The organism is Staphylococcus hominis subsp. hominis, assembly GCF_002901845.1.
Classification (GTDB): Bacteria; Bacillota; Bacilli; order Staphylococcales; family Staphylococcaceae; genus Staphylococcus; species Staphylococcus hominis.
In genome coordinates, this window is the sequence record NZ_PPQE01000030.1 from 18,013 (window position 1) to 34,120 (window position 16,108).

Here is a 16,108-nt window from a genome sequence, read left to right on the forward strand (position 1 = left end):
ATTGTTGAAATTATTTAATTATAAAATTTAAGTACCCTTTAAAAATTTTTTAAAACGTTAACATTAAAATTTTTTATTTAATTTTTTTAAATTTATTAAAGTTTACCTTCTAGATTAAATATTCCCAAATTTAACACAATAAAAACCTATTTTTCATAATTATTTTCGTTTTTTATATTATTCGTTTTATTGTATTGTAAATTATCTTTTTTCATTAAAACATTTTTCTTTGATACCCGCGGATGATCTAAACTCAACGTTTTAAATAAAGACCATATCATAAGAATAATAACTACGGAAAATGGGAGTGCTGCAATAATTAATAAGTTCTGAATTGCTTGTGTTCCTCCGGTATAAATCATTATCATCGCAAATAAGGCCATAATAATCCCCCAACTTACTTTAACGAAAGAGCTAGGATTAATATTTCCTTTACTACTTAACATTCCAAGAACATAAGTAGCCGAATCTGCAGAAGTTACAAAGAAAATCATAATAACGATTAAACTAACAATACTTAATACAAATCCCAATGGAAAATGCTCTAAAGTGGCAAATGTTGCAGTCTCTGTTGCTTCTTTAGCAATATTAGCAATTCCACTATGCTGAAGATACACTGCTGCTCCTCCGAACACTGCAAAGAAAAAGAAAGATACAAGAGCTGGAACAAATAACACTCCTAAAATAAATTCTTTAATTGTTCTACCACGTGATACACGTGCAATGAATATTCCTACAAATGGTGCCCAAGACACCCACCATGCCCAGTAAAATATAGTCCAATTTTGTACCCATTGAAATTTTGCGCCACCATCCATTGGAATACGCAAACTCATACTAAAGAAATTAAAAATATAATTTCCTAATCCGTTAGTAAATGTATTTAAAATATATAAAGTAGGTCCTACTAGAAATAATCCTATTAATACAATAAAAGCTAAAATCATATTAATATTACTTAAAGTTTTTATTCCCTTATCAATTCCGGACCATGCAGACCAACTAAATAAAATAGTTGCAATAATAATAATAATGACTTGTGTGCCGAAATGACTCGGTACTTTAAACAAGTAGTGAAGACCTTCATTAATTTGTAAAGCACCAAAACCTAAGGTAGCTGCTACACCTGTAACCGTTGCAATAACAGCTAAAACATCTATAGCACTTCCGATTGGTCCTCTCATTCTTTTTTCTCCAAAAATCGGAACAAGCGTTGCGCTTACTAAACCTGGATATCCTTTATGAAAATTAAAATAAGCAAAAACTAATGCAACAATGCCATACACTGCCCACGCATGAATTCCCCAATGGAAGAAAGCAAACTGGAACGCATCATTAATTGCTGCTTGTGTACCAATTTTATGTATAGGCGTCGCTTTATAGGCATGACTAACTGGCTCAGCTGTAGTCCAAAACACTAATCCTATTCCCATTCCTGCACTGAACAACATAGCAAACCAAGAAAGTAATGAAAATTCTGGCTCTTCTCCTTCCACACCTAACGTAATGGATGCATATCTTGAAAATAATAAGTATACGCAAATAAAAAATATAATTAAAACTAGTAAAAGATAATACCAAGAAAAATTAACTGCAATAAACGATGTAATATTTTGCGTGATTGCTTCTAATTGCTTGGGTAGTATCGCTCCATACACTACAAATAATGTACAGATAGCTAATGCAATCCAAAATACAATGCTTATAGATTTTTTTCGCATTATATTATTCTCCTTTCTGATAGTTAGAAATACTATACCCTATTCATGTTATATCTAACGATATATTGGAATTTTTATAATTAATCAAATTGATATATTATAAAATAATAAAAACGCCTCTTAATGTCTTATTTATAGACACTAAGAGGTGTTAAATCATTCTCTATTCTTCTACATTTATAACAAGTTTTCCTATCATTGAATTGGATTCTAATATTTGATGTGCTTCATATAAATGTTCTGTTGTTAAGCCATTGATGACTTTTGTCGTTGTATTTTGATACGTACTATTCTCAATTTTTTTAGCAATATCCTCTAAATAATAATGATGTTTAATCATGTCTTCTGTTTGAAAAATTGGTCTTGTAAACATAAATTCATGTGTAAAGGAAACACTTTTTGTTTTTAATAAATTTAAATCTTGTGATCCTTTAAAAGCTACAATCGTAGCAACATGTCCTCTTGGTTTCACTATATCTATCATTGTTTCATAATACATGTCTGTATCAAACGTGCAAAATACGAAATCTACCGCTTCAATGTGCTGTTGTTCTAATTGAGATTTTAAATCTTCTTTATGATTGAGTACGATATCTGCACCCATCTTTTTTGACCAATCGATTGTTTCTTGACGTGACGCAGTTGTAATGACTTTTAGACCATATGCCTTAGCAATTTGAGTCGTAATGCTTCCAACACCACCTGCGCCATTGATAATAAGTAATGATTTCCCTTTATTTTGATTTGGATCCTCTGAAATTTTGAACACATCAAATAAAGTTTCTGACGCTGTAATACCAGTTAACGGAAGACTAGCAGCTTGTTCTGCCCAAAGATTTTTAGGTGCTTTTGCGACTAATCGTTCATCAATAAGTTGATATTCCTGATTTGAACCATGTTGATTAGGCGCACCAGAATAAAATACAATATCGCCTTCCTTAAACATTGTAACCTCTGTTCCAGTTTTTTGAACCGTCCCTACTGCATCAAAACCTAAAATTCTCGGAGAACTTTTAACTTCAGTAAGGCGTTGTTTTGTATCAACCGGATTTACACTTATACTTTGTATTTTAACAAGCAACTCTCTAGAAGATGGCTGGGACATATCTAATTCAAATGTTTCAAATACATTTCCTTCTTCTAATTTAAATGGTTGTTTAAATCCTATAGCTTTCATAATTATATACCTACCTTTTACTGAATTTTAAATTATACATTCTCTGACACTTTAACAATCTGTTTGCCAAAGTTTTCACCTGTAAATAAGTTTCTGAACGCTTTTGGTAAATATTCAAATCCTTCTTCTATAGATACTTTTGTTTTAATTTTTCCTTCTTGTATCCACGTTGCCAGTTCTTTACTTGCATGTTCAAAGTCATCGGCAAATTCTGCTACCAAGAAACCACGCATTAGTGCTTGATGTTTAATTAATGTGCTTTGTACACGTGGACCTTTTTCTTGTTCAGTATTATTATAATTAGAAATCGTACCGCAAACAGGAATACGTGCATGACGGTTGAGATGTTTCATAACTTCATCGGCTATTGTGCCACCTACATTTTCAAAATAAACATCTACGCCATTCGGTACGGCTTTTGCTAATGCTTCTGCAAAATCATCCTTTTTATAATCAATACCTGCATCAAACCCCAATTCTTCTGTTAGATAATTCACTTTTTTATCTCCACCAGCTATACCTACTACTCTAGCACCTTTGATTTTAGCAATTTGACCAACCACAGCACCTACTGCACCAGAAGCTGCTGAAACTACTACAGTGTCGCCTTCTTTTGGTTGACCAATCTCTAATAAACCATGATAAGCTGTTTGACCTGTCATACCTAACGTACTTAAATATAAATAAAGTGGTACATCTGTATTAGATATTTTACTTATTTTCTCTTCATTTACTGTATTAATACGCTTCCATGGCAACATACCTACAATAATGTCATCTTCATTAAATTTTTCAGAATTTGATTTAATAATTTTGCCTACAATGTGACTTTGAATAGGTTCGCCAATTTTAAAAGGCTCCACATAAGAATCGGCTTGAGTCATTCTTCCACGCATATATGGATCGACAGATATATATAAAGATTCAATTTGAATTTCATTTTCTTTCGGATCAACTATGTCAATATTTTCATATTTAAATGTATCATCTTGGGGCATACCTTTAGGATATTTTGCTAATAAAACTTGCTCATTATTCATTATAAAAGACTCCTTTCAGTATTCAAAAACAGTGTCATATCACAAACAATTTTATCGCAATTCAACTGCTTTCACTTTATAATGTCTAGTATGATAACACTTAATACTTTATTATACCAAGCAAAGTGAGGTCTTAAACTTGAAATTAAGTATCTTAGACTATGTACCACTCTTTGAAGGTGATACACCACAAGAAGCTTTAAATCATTCAATTGAACTTGCTCAACTATCAGAGAAACTTGGTTATGCACGTTATTGGGTAGCAGAACATCATCAAGTTCCTTCTGTTGTATCAAGCGCTCCTGAAATCGTAATGGCTATGTTACTTGAACATACACACTCTATTCATATTGGAAGTGGCGGTGTTATGCTCCCCCATTATAGTGCTTACAAAGTTGCAGAACAATTTAAAATTATGGAAGTCAAACATCCTGGCCGAATTGATATGGGAATTGGGCGATCTCCTAGCTTCAAAAATGTAAACGAAGCGCTAAATGAATTTAAAACTCAAAAACCCAAACTATCTCAACAAGTAGATGATTTGAACAAATACTTTACGAATGACACTATTCATTCACATCGTTTCAAAACTTTAGAAGCCACTCCATACACAGAGCATTCACCTGAGATGTTTATTTTAGGAATGAGTGAACAAAGTGCTGAGCTTGCCGCAAAAAAAGGCTTACCTTTTGTGATTGCTCATATGGGTCAATCGAACGCAAATTTAACACATGTCATTCGACATTATAAATCGCGTTTTACAGAGTATCATGGTCATTCGCATTCACCCTATATTATTTTAGCTACTTTTGTCGTTACGGCAGAAAATGAATTAACGATTAAACAATTATTAGATGCATTAAATTTGTGGTTAATACGTATTAACTATCTTAAACAACCTAAAGTATATCCTTCTATTGAAACAGCACAACAACGCCATTATTCTGAAAGAGATCAAGAAAAAATAGAAAAAAATAAACGTCGAATGATTAGTGGCTTACCACATGAAGTAGCTCAGCAGTTAATACAATTACAAAACGAATTTGAAGTCGATGAAATCATGATTCTTCCTAATGTATACGGACATACTCATCGTACTAAATTAATTGAACTTATAGCTCATGCTTGTCTAGATAATTAGGAGAGTCAGTATTATGAACGCTCCTAATTTTTATTTGTTTCATAAACTTTAATGTTTTCATTTGCAACATCTTTATTTTTATGAAGTTGGCTATGTTGAGTCGTTGATTCTATATATTAAGAATTTTTATACGTTTTTGGACTTGCTTCTAACAAAGATTTTAATGGCCGAGACGAGCTATTAGATACTTTAACGTCAAAATGCATACCATTTTAATTATCTTCATAAATGTTTAAATCTTCTATTTGTTTACCTTTATAAATATTTTTTAATCCAAGTCACTTTTTATCATCTTCACTCATTTTGTTTGGTTTGCCATTTTGATCAACTTGAATTTCATTCACCTTTTCATTTAAATTAAGAACGCCATTATATGTTCTAGCCATATTGACTTCTTTTTTATTTAGTGTCGGAAATGGTGGATGATTACCATCACTTTTCATAAAATACGTGAAAGATAAATTCCCCATAGAATGTGCGACAAAATTATACTCCTTATTTTTTAATACTAGTATCTCAATAAAATAAGAAACAGGACAGAAAATTTCATTTCTGTCCTGTCAAATTTATAAAATTACTTAATTTCTTTAGATTCAGCTAATGCTTTATACCAATATGCACTTTTTTTCGGATAACGTTCTTGTGTGTCAAAATCAACGTAGAATAGACCATAACGTTTTTCATAACCATTAGACCATGAGAACACATCCATAAGTGACCATAAGAAATAGCCCTTTACATTGGCACCATCACGTATCGCATCAGCAATGACTTCAAGATGTTTTTTAACATAGTCGATACGTGCATCATCATCAACTGTCTTACGTTCTTCGTCGAATTCATCTTTATACCCAAGCCCATTTTCAGTAACATAAATTTTATGATAGTTAGGATAATCTTTTATAACACGCATAATTTGATCATAAAGACCTTGTGGATAAATCATCCAATCCCAATCAGTACGAGGAACATCTATGTCAAATTCACGTTGTCCTACACCTTTAAGTTGATACTTAGAGCCACCTTTATCTCCAGTAGCATTGTGTGTAATTTCTGATTCTCCTTCATATCCTCTCATCCAATCACTCATATAGTAATTGATACCTAGGAAGTCATTTAAATCTTTTGCAGCATCTAATGTAGCATAGTCTTCATCGGTAATATCTAATTTACCGCCATTGACAGAAAGAATATGTTGTACACCTTCCATAGTTTCACGAGAATATTTTCCTAAATATGTTGCATCTAAGATAAATTTGTTATGAATAATATCTTCAAGTTCTGCTGCTCTTACATCTTCTGGATTTGAAGAATCGTATGGATACTTAGTTGGTAATGCATGAACGACTCCAATTTCCCCATTATATCCATTGTCTTTAAATAATTTAACCGCTTTCGCATGTGCGACCATCATATTATGATGAGATTGGAATACTTTTGCAAAATCATATTTAATTCCTGGTGGGAATTTACCGACTAAATACTGGCCATCACCAATAGGACCAATTTCATTAAAAGTAGTCCAATAGTTGACTTCAGTAAATTCTTCAAAGCAGAATTTTGCATAGTCTACAAAATAATCAATCGTTTTACGGTTTAAGAAATCTCCATCACTGTGAAGTGTTTCTGGGGTATCAAAATGATGTAATGTAACAAACGGTTCAACGTGACGTTTATGACATTCTTTAAATAAATTGTGATAGAATTCTACACCTTTTTGATTAACTTCTCCATAACCTGTTGGAAAAATTCTTGACCATGCGATAGATATACGGATACCATTAACACCAAATTTCTCACTTAATTCTAAATCAACTGGATATTTATGATAAAAGTCACTTGCAGGTTCAGCTGTATACCAATAATTTTCTTCTAGATAAGTGTCCCAGGCTACACGACCTTTTCCGTCAGTTTGAGTCGCACCTTCTGCTTGATAAGCTGCTGTTGCACCACCGAAAATAAAATCTTCTGGTAATTTTTTCATTATACTTTCATCTCCTAATTATTTTTCAAATTGTTGTTGAACGAAGTCTAATGCTGCTTTGCCATCACGAGTTAAGTTAATGTATTCAACACCTTGAGTTTTTGCTAATTTAATACCTAATCGATCTGTATCTTGTTTTATATCTTCATAGTTAGAAGCAACTTGAGGCGCTAAAATAATTAATTGATAGTCTTTCATAATATCCATATGTGCACCATAACCACCAGCTGCCGCTTTTACAGGTACCTGATATTCTTCAGCAGCCTTGTTTAACGCATTTGCAAGTAATCCACTTGTACCGCCACCGGCACATAAGACTAAAACATTAGTTTGTTCGTTAATTGAATTTGGTGACTCTTTAGCCGATACTTCCTCATCGGAAGGTGCTGGTTCAGTTGTTGTCGCTTCATTTGCACCAGCAGTTGCTAAAATTGCATCTGCTTTTTTCGTATCAAAGTTTGCGGATACTTTTTCTTTTAATTCATTATTTACTTCTTTGTTGCCTCGTTCTTCTTCAAGAATTTGTTCATCATATACTTTTAAAAATGGATAATAAATCATAACGTCAACTACGATTAATATAATTGCTAACACAAATGACCAAAATGCAAATCCTGTACCCATCACAATACCAAGAGGCCCTGGTGTCGTCCATGGTAAGAAGATGCTAAAACTATTCATTTTAAGTACATCAACAAAGAATTTAAAGATCCATACGTTTGCTATTGGTGCAAAAATAAATGGTATGAAAAATACTGGGTTTAATACGAGTGGTGCACCAAATAAAATTGGTTCATTTACTCCAAAGAATGTTGGTACAACTGATGCTCTACCAATGGCTTTATTTCTTTTTGATTTAGTTAACCACATAAACATAAATGGCACGACTAATGTAGCACCGGTACCCCCCATAGTTGCAACGAACATTTGTGTACCAGGTGTAATAATTTTATCTGCATGTTCTCCTGCTTGAATCAAATTTAAGTTTGTTTCAAGATTTGCATAAGTAATTGCAGCGATTGCTGGTTCAACAATAGATGGACCATGTATACCTACAAACCAGAAGAATGCGAAAGCACCGAAGATAAGTGTGACACCAATCCAGCCATCTGCCGCAGTAAACAATGGTTCAAAGATTTTTAATACGGCGTTCGCTACATTTGTATGAATAAATGTTCTTGATAATAAATCTAATGCATAAATAATGATAATAACCGCTGACAACGGGAAGATATCTTTAAATACCTGAGAAATATTTGGTGGTACTTCTTTAGGCATTTTTATTGTAATATTTCTTTTAATAAAGAAATTATAAACAATTACGGTAATAAAGGCTGAAATAAAGGCTGTTAATAATCCTTTTGTGCCCATAAATGCACTTAAAAATCCACCCTCTTTAATAGGATCTGCTGCTAAGAATAAAAATCCACTCATCGCAGCCATCATTGTAGAAATAAAGTTAATTTGATTGGTTTTATCTAATTTCCTGTTGTAGGAATCGGTTAAAGACTTAGCTGTTGTTCCAGCTACAATCAAACCAACTATTCCCATGGTATAGTTATATGGTTTCATCAATATACCTTCCATCGTTTTACTCCAAGTAAAGCCAAACACGTTAGGTACATATGTGATTAAAATAAATATACTTGAGAACAAGATAATTGGAATTGCTGCAATAAATCCATCACGAATCGCTCTTAAATAAATATTACGAGATATTTTTTCAAAGAACGGCTTTCCTTTTTCTATCCATGCTATTAACTTATTCATAGGGGTCAGCTCCCTTTTTTGTATAATTCAATTAAATGCTTCATTAAATCTTTTAATAATAACGTTGTCATTAAATGGTCTTGTCCGTGAATCATTGTAATACTAAATGCAATGTCATCACCTTGCGCTTCTTGAGCTAATAAGTTCGTTTGAGCTTTATGTGCATTTGCAATACATTCATTTGCTTCCTCAGTAAATTGTTCAGCTTTATCAAAATCACCTTCATTAGCAGCGTTTAATGCCTCTAATAATTTTGAACGTGCATCTCCTGCATATGCGACAATTTCAAAACCAAGTAATTGTACTTCTTCTCTATTCATATGAATAACCTCCCCTAAGTTATTTTGCTTTCCAAGATGTTGCAGTTGTTTTTAGTACTTTATTTAAATCATCAATGTTTTTATATCCAGTTGTACGTAACCATTCTCTTGCAGCTTGTTCTCCTTGTTCAATATAAACTTTAACTGCACCAGACCATGTCGCACGCCCACATAACACACCATTGAAATGTGCACCTGCATCATGTGCAAATGTTAATGTTTCTTGGAATAATTCAGCTGATACACCAGCACTTAAATAAATATAAGGTAAATGTGTCGCTGCTTCTTGATCACGGAAATGTTGTGCTGCTTCTTCTTTTGTGTATACAACTTCACCCTCTGTAAATCCTTCGACAAAATTCATATTTACGGGTACTTCAACTTTAAGCACGTCAACATTGAATCGATCTTCAGAGAATAACTTCATTGCTTCATTTACTTTACGAGGTTTTACTTTTGCAAATTCAGCACTTTTATTATCTGGAATATTATCATCATAAGTTAACACTTCTAAGAAAAATGGAATGTCTTCAGCAACACATTCTGAACCAATTCGTTCAATATAAGCTTTCTTTTGAATGTTAATCTCTTCTGAATCATCTACATCATAATAAAGTAAGAATTTAACTGCATTGGCCCCCTGTTCTTTTAAACGTTTAGCAGACCATTCTACTAAGCAATCTGGTAAACGACCTTTTGCATTCACGTCATATCCAGTTTTTTCATATGCAAGTAATAAACCACACTCTTTATTACGTGCATCAGAAGCAGGTAAGCCATATTCAGGATCTAAAAGAATAGAAGATGCATATTGTGTTAACTCTTCTGATACAAGTACTTTTAATTGTTCGATTTGTTCAACTGTAGGAGGTTCTGTTTGATGTTCAGCCATCATTCTTTTTAATGCCCCACGTTGATCAAATGCTAAAGCTGAAATAATCCCATCTTGATTACTTAATTGTTCGATTGATGCTAGTTTTTGTTGTGATTTTGTCATGAATTACACCTCTATAACTTCAATTTGTTTGAATAGTTCTTTAAATTTATCTACATTGATATGACCTGTTTGATGCTCCATTGCATTTAACATTCCAAATGCATTAGCTTTTTTCAGTAAATCTTCATCGGATTGTTGATGAACAAGACCTGATGCAATACCTGCCACTGTAGAATCACCAGACCCTACAGGATTAACAACTTCTATTTTGGGAATGTTTACTTTATAAAATGTTTGATGATGTTTAGCGAAAGCGCCATCGCCACCTAAAGAAACAATAATCCATTCAATACCTTTGAAAATGGGTTGAGTAACCGCTTCTTTTAAACTATCGATATCTGTAGTGACAGTAGTGTGTAATAATTGAGATAATTCATCAATATTAGGTTTTATCACTGAAGGCTTACTTTCGCTCAACAATACATCCATTAATGATTGACCAGAACTATCTACAATCGTAGGTAGACCTTGTTTATTTGCTAATTTCACAATATCAGCGTAGTAATTTGTATTAAGACCTTTAGGTAAACTTCCAGACATCGCTATAACATTAGCTCTTTTAAATAGTTCTAAAAGATGTGTTTTATAGCTCTCTGCTTCTTCCTTGCCAATAGTTGGTCCTTGTTCAAGTATTTCAGTTTGTTGTCCTTCATGTAGAATAGCGATACAATTTCGTGTTTCTCCTTTTATTTTGAAGAAAGACTGTTCAATTTGAGCATCCGTTAATTGTTCTTCAATAAATTGACCCAATGCGCCACCTAAAAAGCCACTTGCTAATACATTTTCGCCAAATTCTGATAATACACGTGTTACATTTAATCCTTTTCCTCCAGCAGTTTTACTCGTTTTTTTAACTCTATTCACAGTATCTAGATGAAACTGTTCTAATGGGTAAGAAATATCAACTGAAGGATTTAAAGTTAATGTTAGAATCATTTCACATCTTCCTTAATCGTGATATTCACCTTTGTCCCATTTTTCTAAGAATTCATCAAAGAAGTGAGGATTAGATTGATTATCGTTATGTGCTTCTAAATGATTAATTTTAGCAATTAATTTTTTATTTTCTTCAGTAGGTTTGTATTCTGCTTCGATAAATGCATCAATGATATCGAAAATAAATAATTCGCCTGCTACTTTACCGCCGAAACTAACAACATTAGCATTTAATTCTTCTTTTGAATAAAGTGCTGATGTCATATCACGTACTAATGCTGTTCTTACACCTGGGACTTTGTTTGCTGCATTACTAATACCAACGCCAGTACCACAAATACATACGCCTAAATCTGCTTCTCCACTAGCAACTTTTTCTCCTACTTTTTTACCGAAGATAGGATAATGTGTACGTGTAAAATCATACGTACCTACATCAATAACTTCGTGTCCTTGAGCTTTTAAGTGTTGTGAAACTTCCATTTTTGTATCAGTTACAATGTGATCGCAACCTATAGCAATTTTCATTATTTATTCCTCCAATTAGCACATTTTATTTAACATATCTACGCGGATTTGGTGACGTCCGCCATCATAGTGTCCATTTACAAATTCTTTAGCAATATTTTTAGCTAATGTATCGCCTACAATTTCAGCACCCATTGTAATCATGCGTGCATTGTTGTGACTACGTGTCATATATGCTGAACGTTCATCTGATACTTCAGCAGCAATCATTCCTTTTACTTTTGTAGCAACAATAAAACTACCTGCACCATAAGCATCCACTGCAATTCCTAGATTATCATCGTTCTTTTGTACCTCGTGTACAACTGCTAATGTTGAATCTACAAAGTCTAATTCTTTTCCTTCTGTTACATCTACTACATCATGGTTATTTTCTTTTAAAAATATTTTTACAACATCTTTAAGACGTTGACCAGCGACATCTGAACCAATAAAAATTGTCATAATGATTCTCCTTTGAAAATAAGATAATTAAACACATGTGTTTGAAAAAGCGCTTTCAAATCTTTACACCTAAATTATAAACATAAACAAACAAATAATCAACAATAAATGTTCGAATATTGTTTGAAGTTTCGTTTTTTAAACAAAATATTTTATTTTTATGTTTAATTGCGTTCAATTATCTAAAAAAATACCAAGATTGTTTAAATAAACAATCTTGGTATCATTCAATTAATGTATCACTTCTGTGTAAGCTTTTAATTTTTGTACATTATCTTCATCATTTTTATCTACAACTACTGCCGTTAAATCTTCTAAATGACATAATTGAGTAAAATCTTCTTTTCCAATTTTTGAAGTATCAATTAATAAGTATTTTTCAAGTGAACGATGAAGTGCAAGTTGTTGTGTATACGCTTCGTCAATTGTAGAAGTGAGTACATCTGCATCTTTTACTCCATTACAACTAAAAAACATTTTACTAAATCGTTTTGTTTTAAGGAGCGTATTTGTCATTTCACCTACAAATGATTCAGTAAGTTCTCTCATTTCTCCACCTAATAAGTAAACTTTAAAATTTAGCGAACGCTTTTCAAATAATATTTGAAATACTGGAAAACAATTCGTAATCACAGTTAATGACTCTCGTTCTATTAATTGAGCTAGTAACTCGATTGTTGTTCCAGGTCCTAAAAAAATCGTATCGTTTTCTTCAATTAAGTTAACAGCTTTCCTTGCGACAGCACGTTTTTCTTCAATATTCTCTGTGTGCTTTTCTTGATGAGACTTTTCTTTAATTTGAAAAGCTGAATTACTACGTGCACCACCATGTATTTTAGTTAGTAATCCTTTTTCTTCTAGTTCAGCTAAATCACGACGTACTGTCATGTCAGATACATTAAGATCCTCAACGATTTCATTTGTCCTAACTGTTCCTTTTTGATTTACGAGTTTAGTAATTTCTTCTAAACGATCGTATTTATTCATTCAAATTCTCACATCCAACTTATTTTATTAAACATGTCCATATAAAATGAACACATATATCTCATAAAGATTTTAAGCGCAATTTCATTCTATACTATTACTTGTTTTAAAACTAGAAAATAAAGGTAAAAATATGTTGTAATAATAGTATAAAATTCATTTTAAAAAAGTTATATTAGTCATTATTATAAACGAGGTGCTCAGATTGAGTAATAAAATTGAAAAATTAAAAGAAATTGTTGATAAATCAAACAAAATTGTATTTTTTACTGGTGCAGGTGTATCGGTTGCAAGTGGTATACCTGATTTTCGTTCCATGGGTGGATTATTTGATGAAATTTCAAAAGAGGGTTATTCACCTGAATATTTATTAAGTATTGATCATTTAAATGATAATAAAGAAAGCTTTATCGACTTTTATCATAAACGACTACTAGTAGCAGATAAAAAACCTAATATCGTCCATGAATGGATTGCAGAGTTAGAAAAAGAAGGCAAATCTTTAGGTGTGATTACCCAAAATATCGATGGGTTACATGAAGATGCTGGAAGTGAACATATTGATGAAATTCATGGTACACTGAATCGCTTTTATTGCATCAATTGTGGAAAAGAATATACGAAATCATATGTTATGGAACACAAATTAAGATATTGTGAGAACTGCGGTGATGTCATTCGCCCTGATATCGTATTATACGGTGAAATGCTCGATCAGCCTACTGTCTTTAGAGCATTAGATAAAATCCAAAAAGCAGATACTGTCATTGTGTTAGGTTCATCCTTGGTCGTACAACCTGCTGCTGGCTTTATTTCTAACTTTACAGGAGGCAATCTTGTAATTATTAATAGAGACGCTACACCATATGATAGGAAAGCTAATTTAGTTATTCACAGTGATATGACCGAAGTTGTTGAAGAAGTGATGAAAAAATAAAAAGATATATCAGCCTAAGACATCTGTCTTAGACGTTTTTAACATGTTAAGTAGTCGATAACTGTATTAAATATGACTATTGCTCCATTAGTTTTTCCTATGTATAAAAAAGCACTTCTCAAAGTTGAGAAGTGCTTTAATCGTTCTAATGGAACACAAATTGCTGACGCAATTTGCATACTGAACTTGTAAGCAAACAAGTTTGCAACAATTCCAATATTAACGTTTTGAGAATTGTGGAGAACGACGTGCTTTTTTAAGACCTGGTTTTTTACGTTCTTTCATACGTGGGTCACGAGTTAATAAACCTGCGCGTTTTAAAGAACCTCTGTATTCTGGATCAGCTTCTAATAATGCACGAGCGATACCATGACGGATAGCTTGAGCTTGTCCAGTGAAACCACCACCGTATACGTTAACTAATACATCATAGTTACCTTTAGTTTCTGTAACATCGAATGGTTGGTTTAAGTCTAAGATTAATGATTCGAATGGTAAGTATTCGCGTACGTCACGATCGTTAACAGTGATATTACCTTCACCTGGTACTAAACGTACACGTGCTACTGAGTTTTTACGACGGCCTGTGCCTCTATATTCAACTTGTGCCAATGTAATTTCCTCCTTCTAATTAACCACGTAATTCGTAGTTTTCTGGTTGTTGTGCAGCGTGTGGGTGTTCAGCGCCACTATATACAAATAATTTTTTACCTTGTTTTTCACCTAAACGTGAACTTGGTAACATTCCTTTGATAGAAGTTTCAAGTAAACGAGCAGGGTTATTACGTTTTAATTCACCAGCAGTCACTGATTTAATACCACCTGGGTGATTTGAATGACGGTAGTAAACTTTATCTTGTTCTTTTTTACCAGTTAATTCGATTTTTTCAGCGTTGATGATGATTACATAGTCACCAGTATCAACGTGTGGTGTATAAGTTACTTTATTTTTACCGCGTAAGATAGATGCTACTTCTGATGATAAACGACCTAATGTTTGGCCTTTAGCATCGATAACATACCATTTGCGCTCAATGTTTGATTCATTTGCCATAAATGTTTGACGCATAATAATTATCCTCCTAAAAATAAATGCTTCGTCTTAGATTACAGGTACTCATCGCAGTCGAACCTACGAACGAGGCCTGCAATCTAGGTCATTCTGTTACGATTTCAAAGCGTAATGTTCATTTATTTTATTCCTGTCTAATCTGCTTATATATCTTGTAACACAATAAGTTTCCGGGGCTTATCGTGGGATGATATAAAACAATACCGTTAACTATCTTATATTTTATAAACCCATTTGTCAATGCATATTAGTCATTTTGTAATGATTTTTTATAATGTATTTTTACATCCTCACCAAAGTCATTTTTAAGTGCTTCTGGATCTAAATATATCTTTTCAAGATATAATCCTTCAGCGGGTGCTGTAAAAGGCACATTATCTCTATTTTTAGCTTTAAGCAGCTCAGGAACTTCGTTAGGTTGTCGCTTCCCTTTACCTACTTCTACTAAAAAAGCTACAAGTACACGCACCATATTATATAAGAAACCAGAACCTGTGACGATATAGTCAAAACCTTCGTCCGTTTTTACAACTTCACTTTGGTATAGTGTACGTTCTTTACTTTCAACTTCAGTCTTTTGTGAACAAAATCCAGTAAAATCATGAGTTCCAATAAAGTGTTTAGCCGCTTCATTCATCTTATCTAAATCTAAGTCATCTTTTATAAATGTCTTAAGACCACTTTCAAATGGATTGCGATGTTCCGCTTGATACACTTTATAGCGATATCTCTTACCTACACAATCATAACGACAATGAAACGTGTCATCTACTTGTTTTACACTATTCACGTAAATATCCTCAGGTAACGCACTATTCATCGCATATTTCCATTGTTTAGGCTCAATATTCAATTCTGTGTCAAAATGAAAATACTGTTCATAAGCATGCACACCACGATCTGTGCGACTTGATGGATGTATACGCACATGTCGGCGATGCATACGTTTTAAAATTTTTTCAAATTGTTGTTGAACAGTTCTACCTTGTTGTTGAATTTGAAAACCAAGAAATCCATATCCTTGATACGCAATATTTACTAGTATGCGCAATGT

General features: G+C 32.8%; 17 protein-coding genes. 2 read left to right on the forward strand and 15 right to left on the reverse strand.

Features of this window, described 5'->3' with window-relative positions; genetic code table 11:
• Positions 1-146: 146 nt before the first annotated feature.
• The 3 genes from CD034_RS09160 to CD034_RS09170 form a co-directional block, all read right to left on the reverse strand.
• Positions 147-1,721: a BCCT family transporter gene (locus CD034_RS09160; RefSeq protein ID WP_049432348.1), complete on the reverse strand. Its 1,575-nt coding sequence runs from the start codon at positions 1,719-1,721 to the stop codon at positions 147-149.
• 163 nt (positions 1,722-1,884) lie between these two features.
• Positions 1,885-2,898: a zinc-binding alcohol dehydrogenase family protein gene (locus CD034_RS09165; protein WP_103288311.1), complete on the reverse strand. Its 1,014-nt coding sequence runs from the start codon at positions 2,896-2,898 to the stop codon at positions 1,885-1,887.
• A 32-nt stretch (positions 2,899-2,930) separates the two neighbouring features.
• Positions 2,931-3,938, reverse strand: a complete 1,008-nt coding sequence (locus CD034_RS09170; protein ID WP_002448412.1) for an NADP-dependent oxidoreductase — start codon at positions 3,936-3,938, stop codon at positions 2,931-2,933.
• A 139-nt stretch (positions 3,939-4,077) separates the two neighbouring features.
• On the opposite strand from CD034_RS09170, the gene CD034_RS09175 reads away from it, so the two are divergent.
• The gene (locus tag CD034_RS09175) at positions 4,078-5,079 is read left to right on the forward strand and encodes an LLM class flavin-dependent oxidoreductase (protein WP_002455023.1); all 1,002 of its coding nucleotides are present in this window, start codon (positions 4,078-4,080) and stop codon (positions 5,077-5,079) included.
• 278 nt (positions 5,080-5,357) lie between these two features.
• Here the strand turns inward: CD034_RS09175 and CD034_RS11490 are convergent, their stop codons facing one another.
• From CD034_RS11490 to CD034_RS09220, 9 genes are all read right to left on the reverse strand, one after another.
• Positions 5,358-5,624 carry an alpha/beta hydrolase gene (locus tag CD034_RS11490; protein WP_308446610.1) on the reverse strand — a complete coding sequence of 89 codons (267 nt, stop codon included), beginning with the start codon at positions 5,622-5,624 and terminating at the stop codon, positions 5,358-5,360.
• A 29-nt stretch (positions 5,625-5,653) separates the two neighbouring features.
• On the reverse strand, positions 5,654-7,066 hold the full coding sequence (gene lacG / locus CD034_RS09185; protein WP_103288312.1) for a 6-phospho-beta-galactosidase: 1,413 nt from the start codon (positions 7,064-7,066) through the stop codon (positions 5,654-5,656).
• Positions 7,067-7,081: 15 nt separating this feature from the next.
• Complete coding sequence (locus CD034_RS09190) at positions 7,082-8,833, reverse strand: lactose-specific PTS transporter subunit EIIC (protein WP_103288313.1); 1,752 nt, start codon at positions 8,831-8,833, stop codon at positions 7,082-7,084.
• Between the two features lie 5 nt (positions 8,834-8,838).
• Positions 8,839-9,153 carry a PTS lactose/cellobiose transporter subunit IIA gene (locus CD034_RS09195; protein WP_049432359.1) on the reverse strand — a complete coding sequence of 105 codons (315 nt, stop codon included), beginning with the start codon at positions 9,151-9,153 and terminating at the stop codon, positions 8,839-8,841.
• Positions 9,154-9,172: 19 nt separating this feature from the next.
• On the reverse strand, positions 9,173-10,150 hold the full coding sequence (gene lacD / locus CD034_RS09200) for a tagatose-bisphosphate aldolase (RefSeq protein ID WP_011275158.1): 978 nt from the start codon (positions 10,148-10,150) through the stop codon (positions 9,173-9,175).
• A gap of 3 nt (positions 10,151-10,153) precedes the next feature.
• Complete coding sequence (locus CD034_RS09205) at positions 10,154-11,086, reverse strand: tagatose-6-phosphate kinase (RefSeq protein ID WP_002488608.1); 933 nt, start codon at positions 11,084-11,086, stop codon at positions 10,154-10,156.
• A 12-nt stretch (positions 11,087-11,098) separates the two neighbouring features.
• Complete coding sequence (gene lacB, locus CD034_RS09210; protein WP_064206706.1) at positions 11,099-11,614, reverse strand: galactose-6-phosphate isomerase subunit LacB; 516 nt, start codon at positions 11,612-11,614, stop codon at positions 11,099-11,101.
• Positions 11,615-11,629: 15 nt separating this feature from the next.
• A complete protein-coding gene (gene lacA, locus CD034_RS09215; protein ID WP_064206705.1) occupies positions 11,630-12,058 on the reverse strand; it encodes a galactose-6-phosphate isomerase subunit LacA in 429 nt (142 codons plus the stop codon).
• A gap of 231 nt (positions 12,059-12,289) precedes the next feature.
• Entirely contained in the window at positions 12,290-13,045 is a 756-nt protein-coding gene (locus CD034_RS09220) for a DeoR/GlpR family DNA-binding transcription regulator (protein ID WP_002448463.1), read from the reverse strand.
• A 205-nt stretch (positions 13,046-13,250) separates the two neighbouring features.
• Between CD034_RS09220 and CD034_RS09225 the strand changes: the two genes are divergently transcribed.
• Positions 13,251-13,982, forward strand: coding sequence for an NAD-dependent protein deacylase (locus CD034_RS09225; RefSeq protein ID WP_103288314.1), 732 nt, complete (start codon positions 13,251-13,253; stop codon positions 13,980-13,982).
• Positions 13,983-14,201: 219 nt separating this feature from the next.
• On the opposite strand, the gene rpsI is transcribed toward CD034_RS09225, so the two are convergent.
• The 3 genes from rpsI to truA form a co-directional block, all read right to left on the reverse strand.
• On the reverse strand, positions 14,202-14,594 hold the full coding sequence (rpsI, locus tag CD034_RS09230; RefSeq protein WP_002448344.1) for a 30S ribosomal protein S9: 393 nt from the start codon (positions 14,592-14,594) through the stop codon (positions 14,202-14,204).
• Positions 14,595-14,613: 19 nt separating this feature from the next.
• Complete coding sequence (rplM, locus tag CD034_RS09235; protein WP_103288315.1) at positions 14,614-15,051, reverse strand: 50S ribosomal protein L13; 438 nt, start codon at positions 15,049-15,051, stop codon at positions 14,614-14,616.
• Between the two features lie 250 nt (positions 15,052-15,301).
• Positions 15,302-16,105 carry a tRNA pseudouridine(38-40) synthase TruA gene (gene truA / locus CD034_RS09240; protein ID WP_103288316.1) on the reverse strand — a complete coding sequence of 268 codons (804 nt, stop codon included), beginning with the start codon at positions 16,103-16,105 and terminating at the stop codon, positions 15,302-15,304.
• Positions 16,106-16,108 lie beyond the last annotated feature (3 nt).

What these genes read in the sequence shown, in the direction of transcription:
- CD034_RS09165 (WP_103288311.1), bottom strand. Translation starts at nt 2,898, where the DNA reads ATGAAAGCTATAGGATTTAAACAACCATTTAAATTAGAAGAAGGAAAT.
- lacD (WP_011275158.1), bottom strand. Translation starts at nt 10,150, where the DNA reads ATGACAAAATCACAACAAAAACTAGCATCAATCGAACAATTAAGTAAT.
- CD034_RS09190 (WP_103288313.1), bottom strand. Translation starts at nt 8,833, where the DNA reads ATGAATAAGTTAATAGCATGGATAGAAAAAGGAAAGCCGTTCTTTGAA.
- rplM (WP_103288315.1), bottom strand. Translation starts at nt 15,051, where the DNA reads ATGCGTCAAACATTTATGGCAAATGAATCAAACATTGAGCGCAAATGG.
- CD034_RS09170 (WP_002448412.1), bottom strand. Translation starts at nt 3,938, where the DNA reads ATGAATAATGAGCAAGTTTTATTAGCAAAATATCCTAAAGGTATGCCC.
- lacB (WP_064206706.1), bottom strand. Translation starts at nt 11,614, where the DNA reads ATGAAAATTGCTATAGGTTGCGATCACATTGTAACTGATACAAAAATG.
- CD034_RS09160 (WP_049432348.1), bottom strand. Translation starts at nt 1,721, where the DNA reads ATGCGAAAAAAATCTATAAGCATTGTATTTTGGATTGCATTAGCTATC.
- CD034_RS09220 (WP_002448463.1), bottom strand. Translation starts at nt 13,045, where the DNA reads ATGAATAAATACGATCGTTTAGAAGAAATTACTAAACTCGTAAATCAA.
- CD034_RS09195 (WP_049432359.1), bottom strand. Translation starts at nt 9,153, where the DNA reads ATGAATAGAGAAGAAGTACAATTACTTGGTTTTGAAATTGTCGCATAT.
- CD034_RS09205 (WP_002488608.1), bottom strand. Translation starts at nt 11,086, where the DNA reads ATGATTCTAACATTAACTTTAAATCCTTCAGTTGATATTTCTTACCCA.
- lacA (WP_064206705.1), bottom strand. Translation starts at nt 12,058, where the DNA reads ATGACAATTTTTATTGGTTCAGATGTCGCTGGTCAACGTCTTAAAGAT.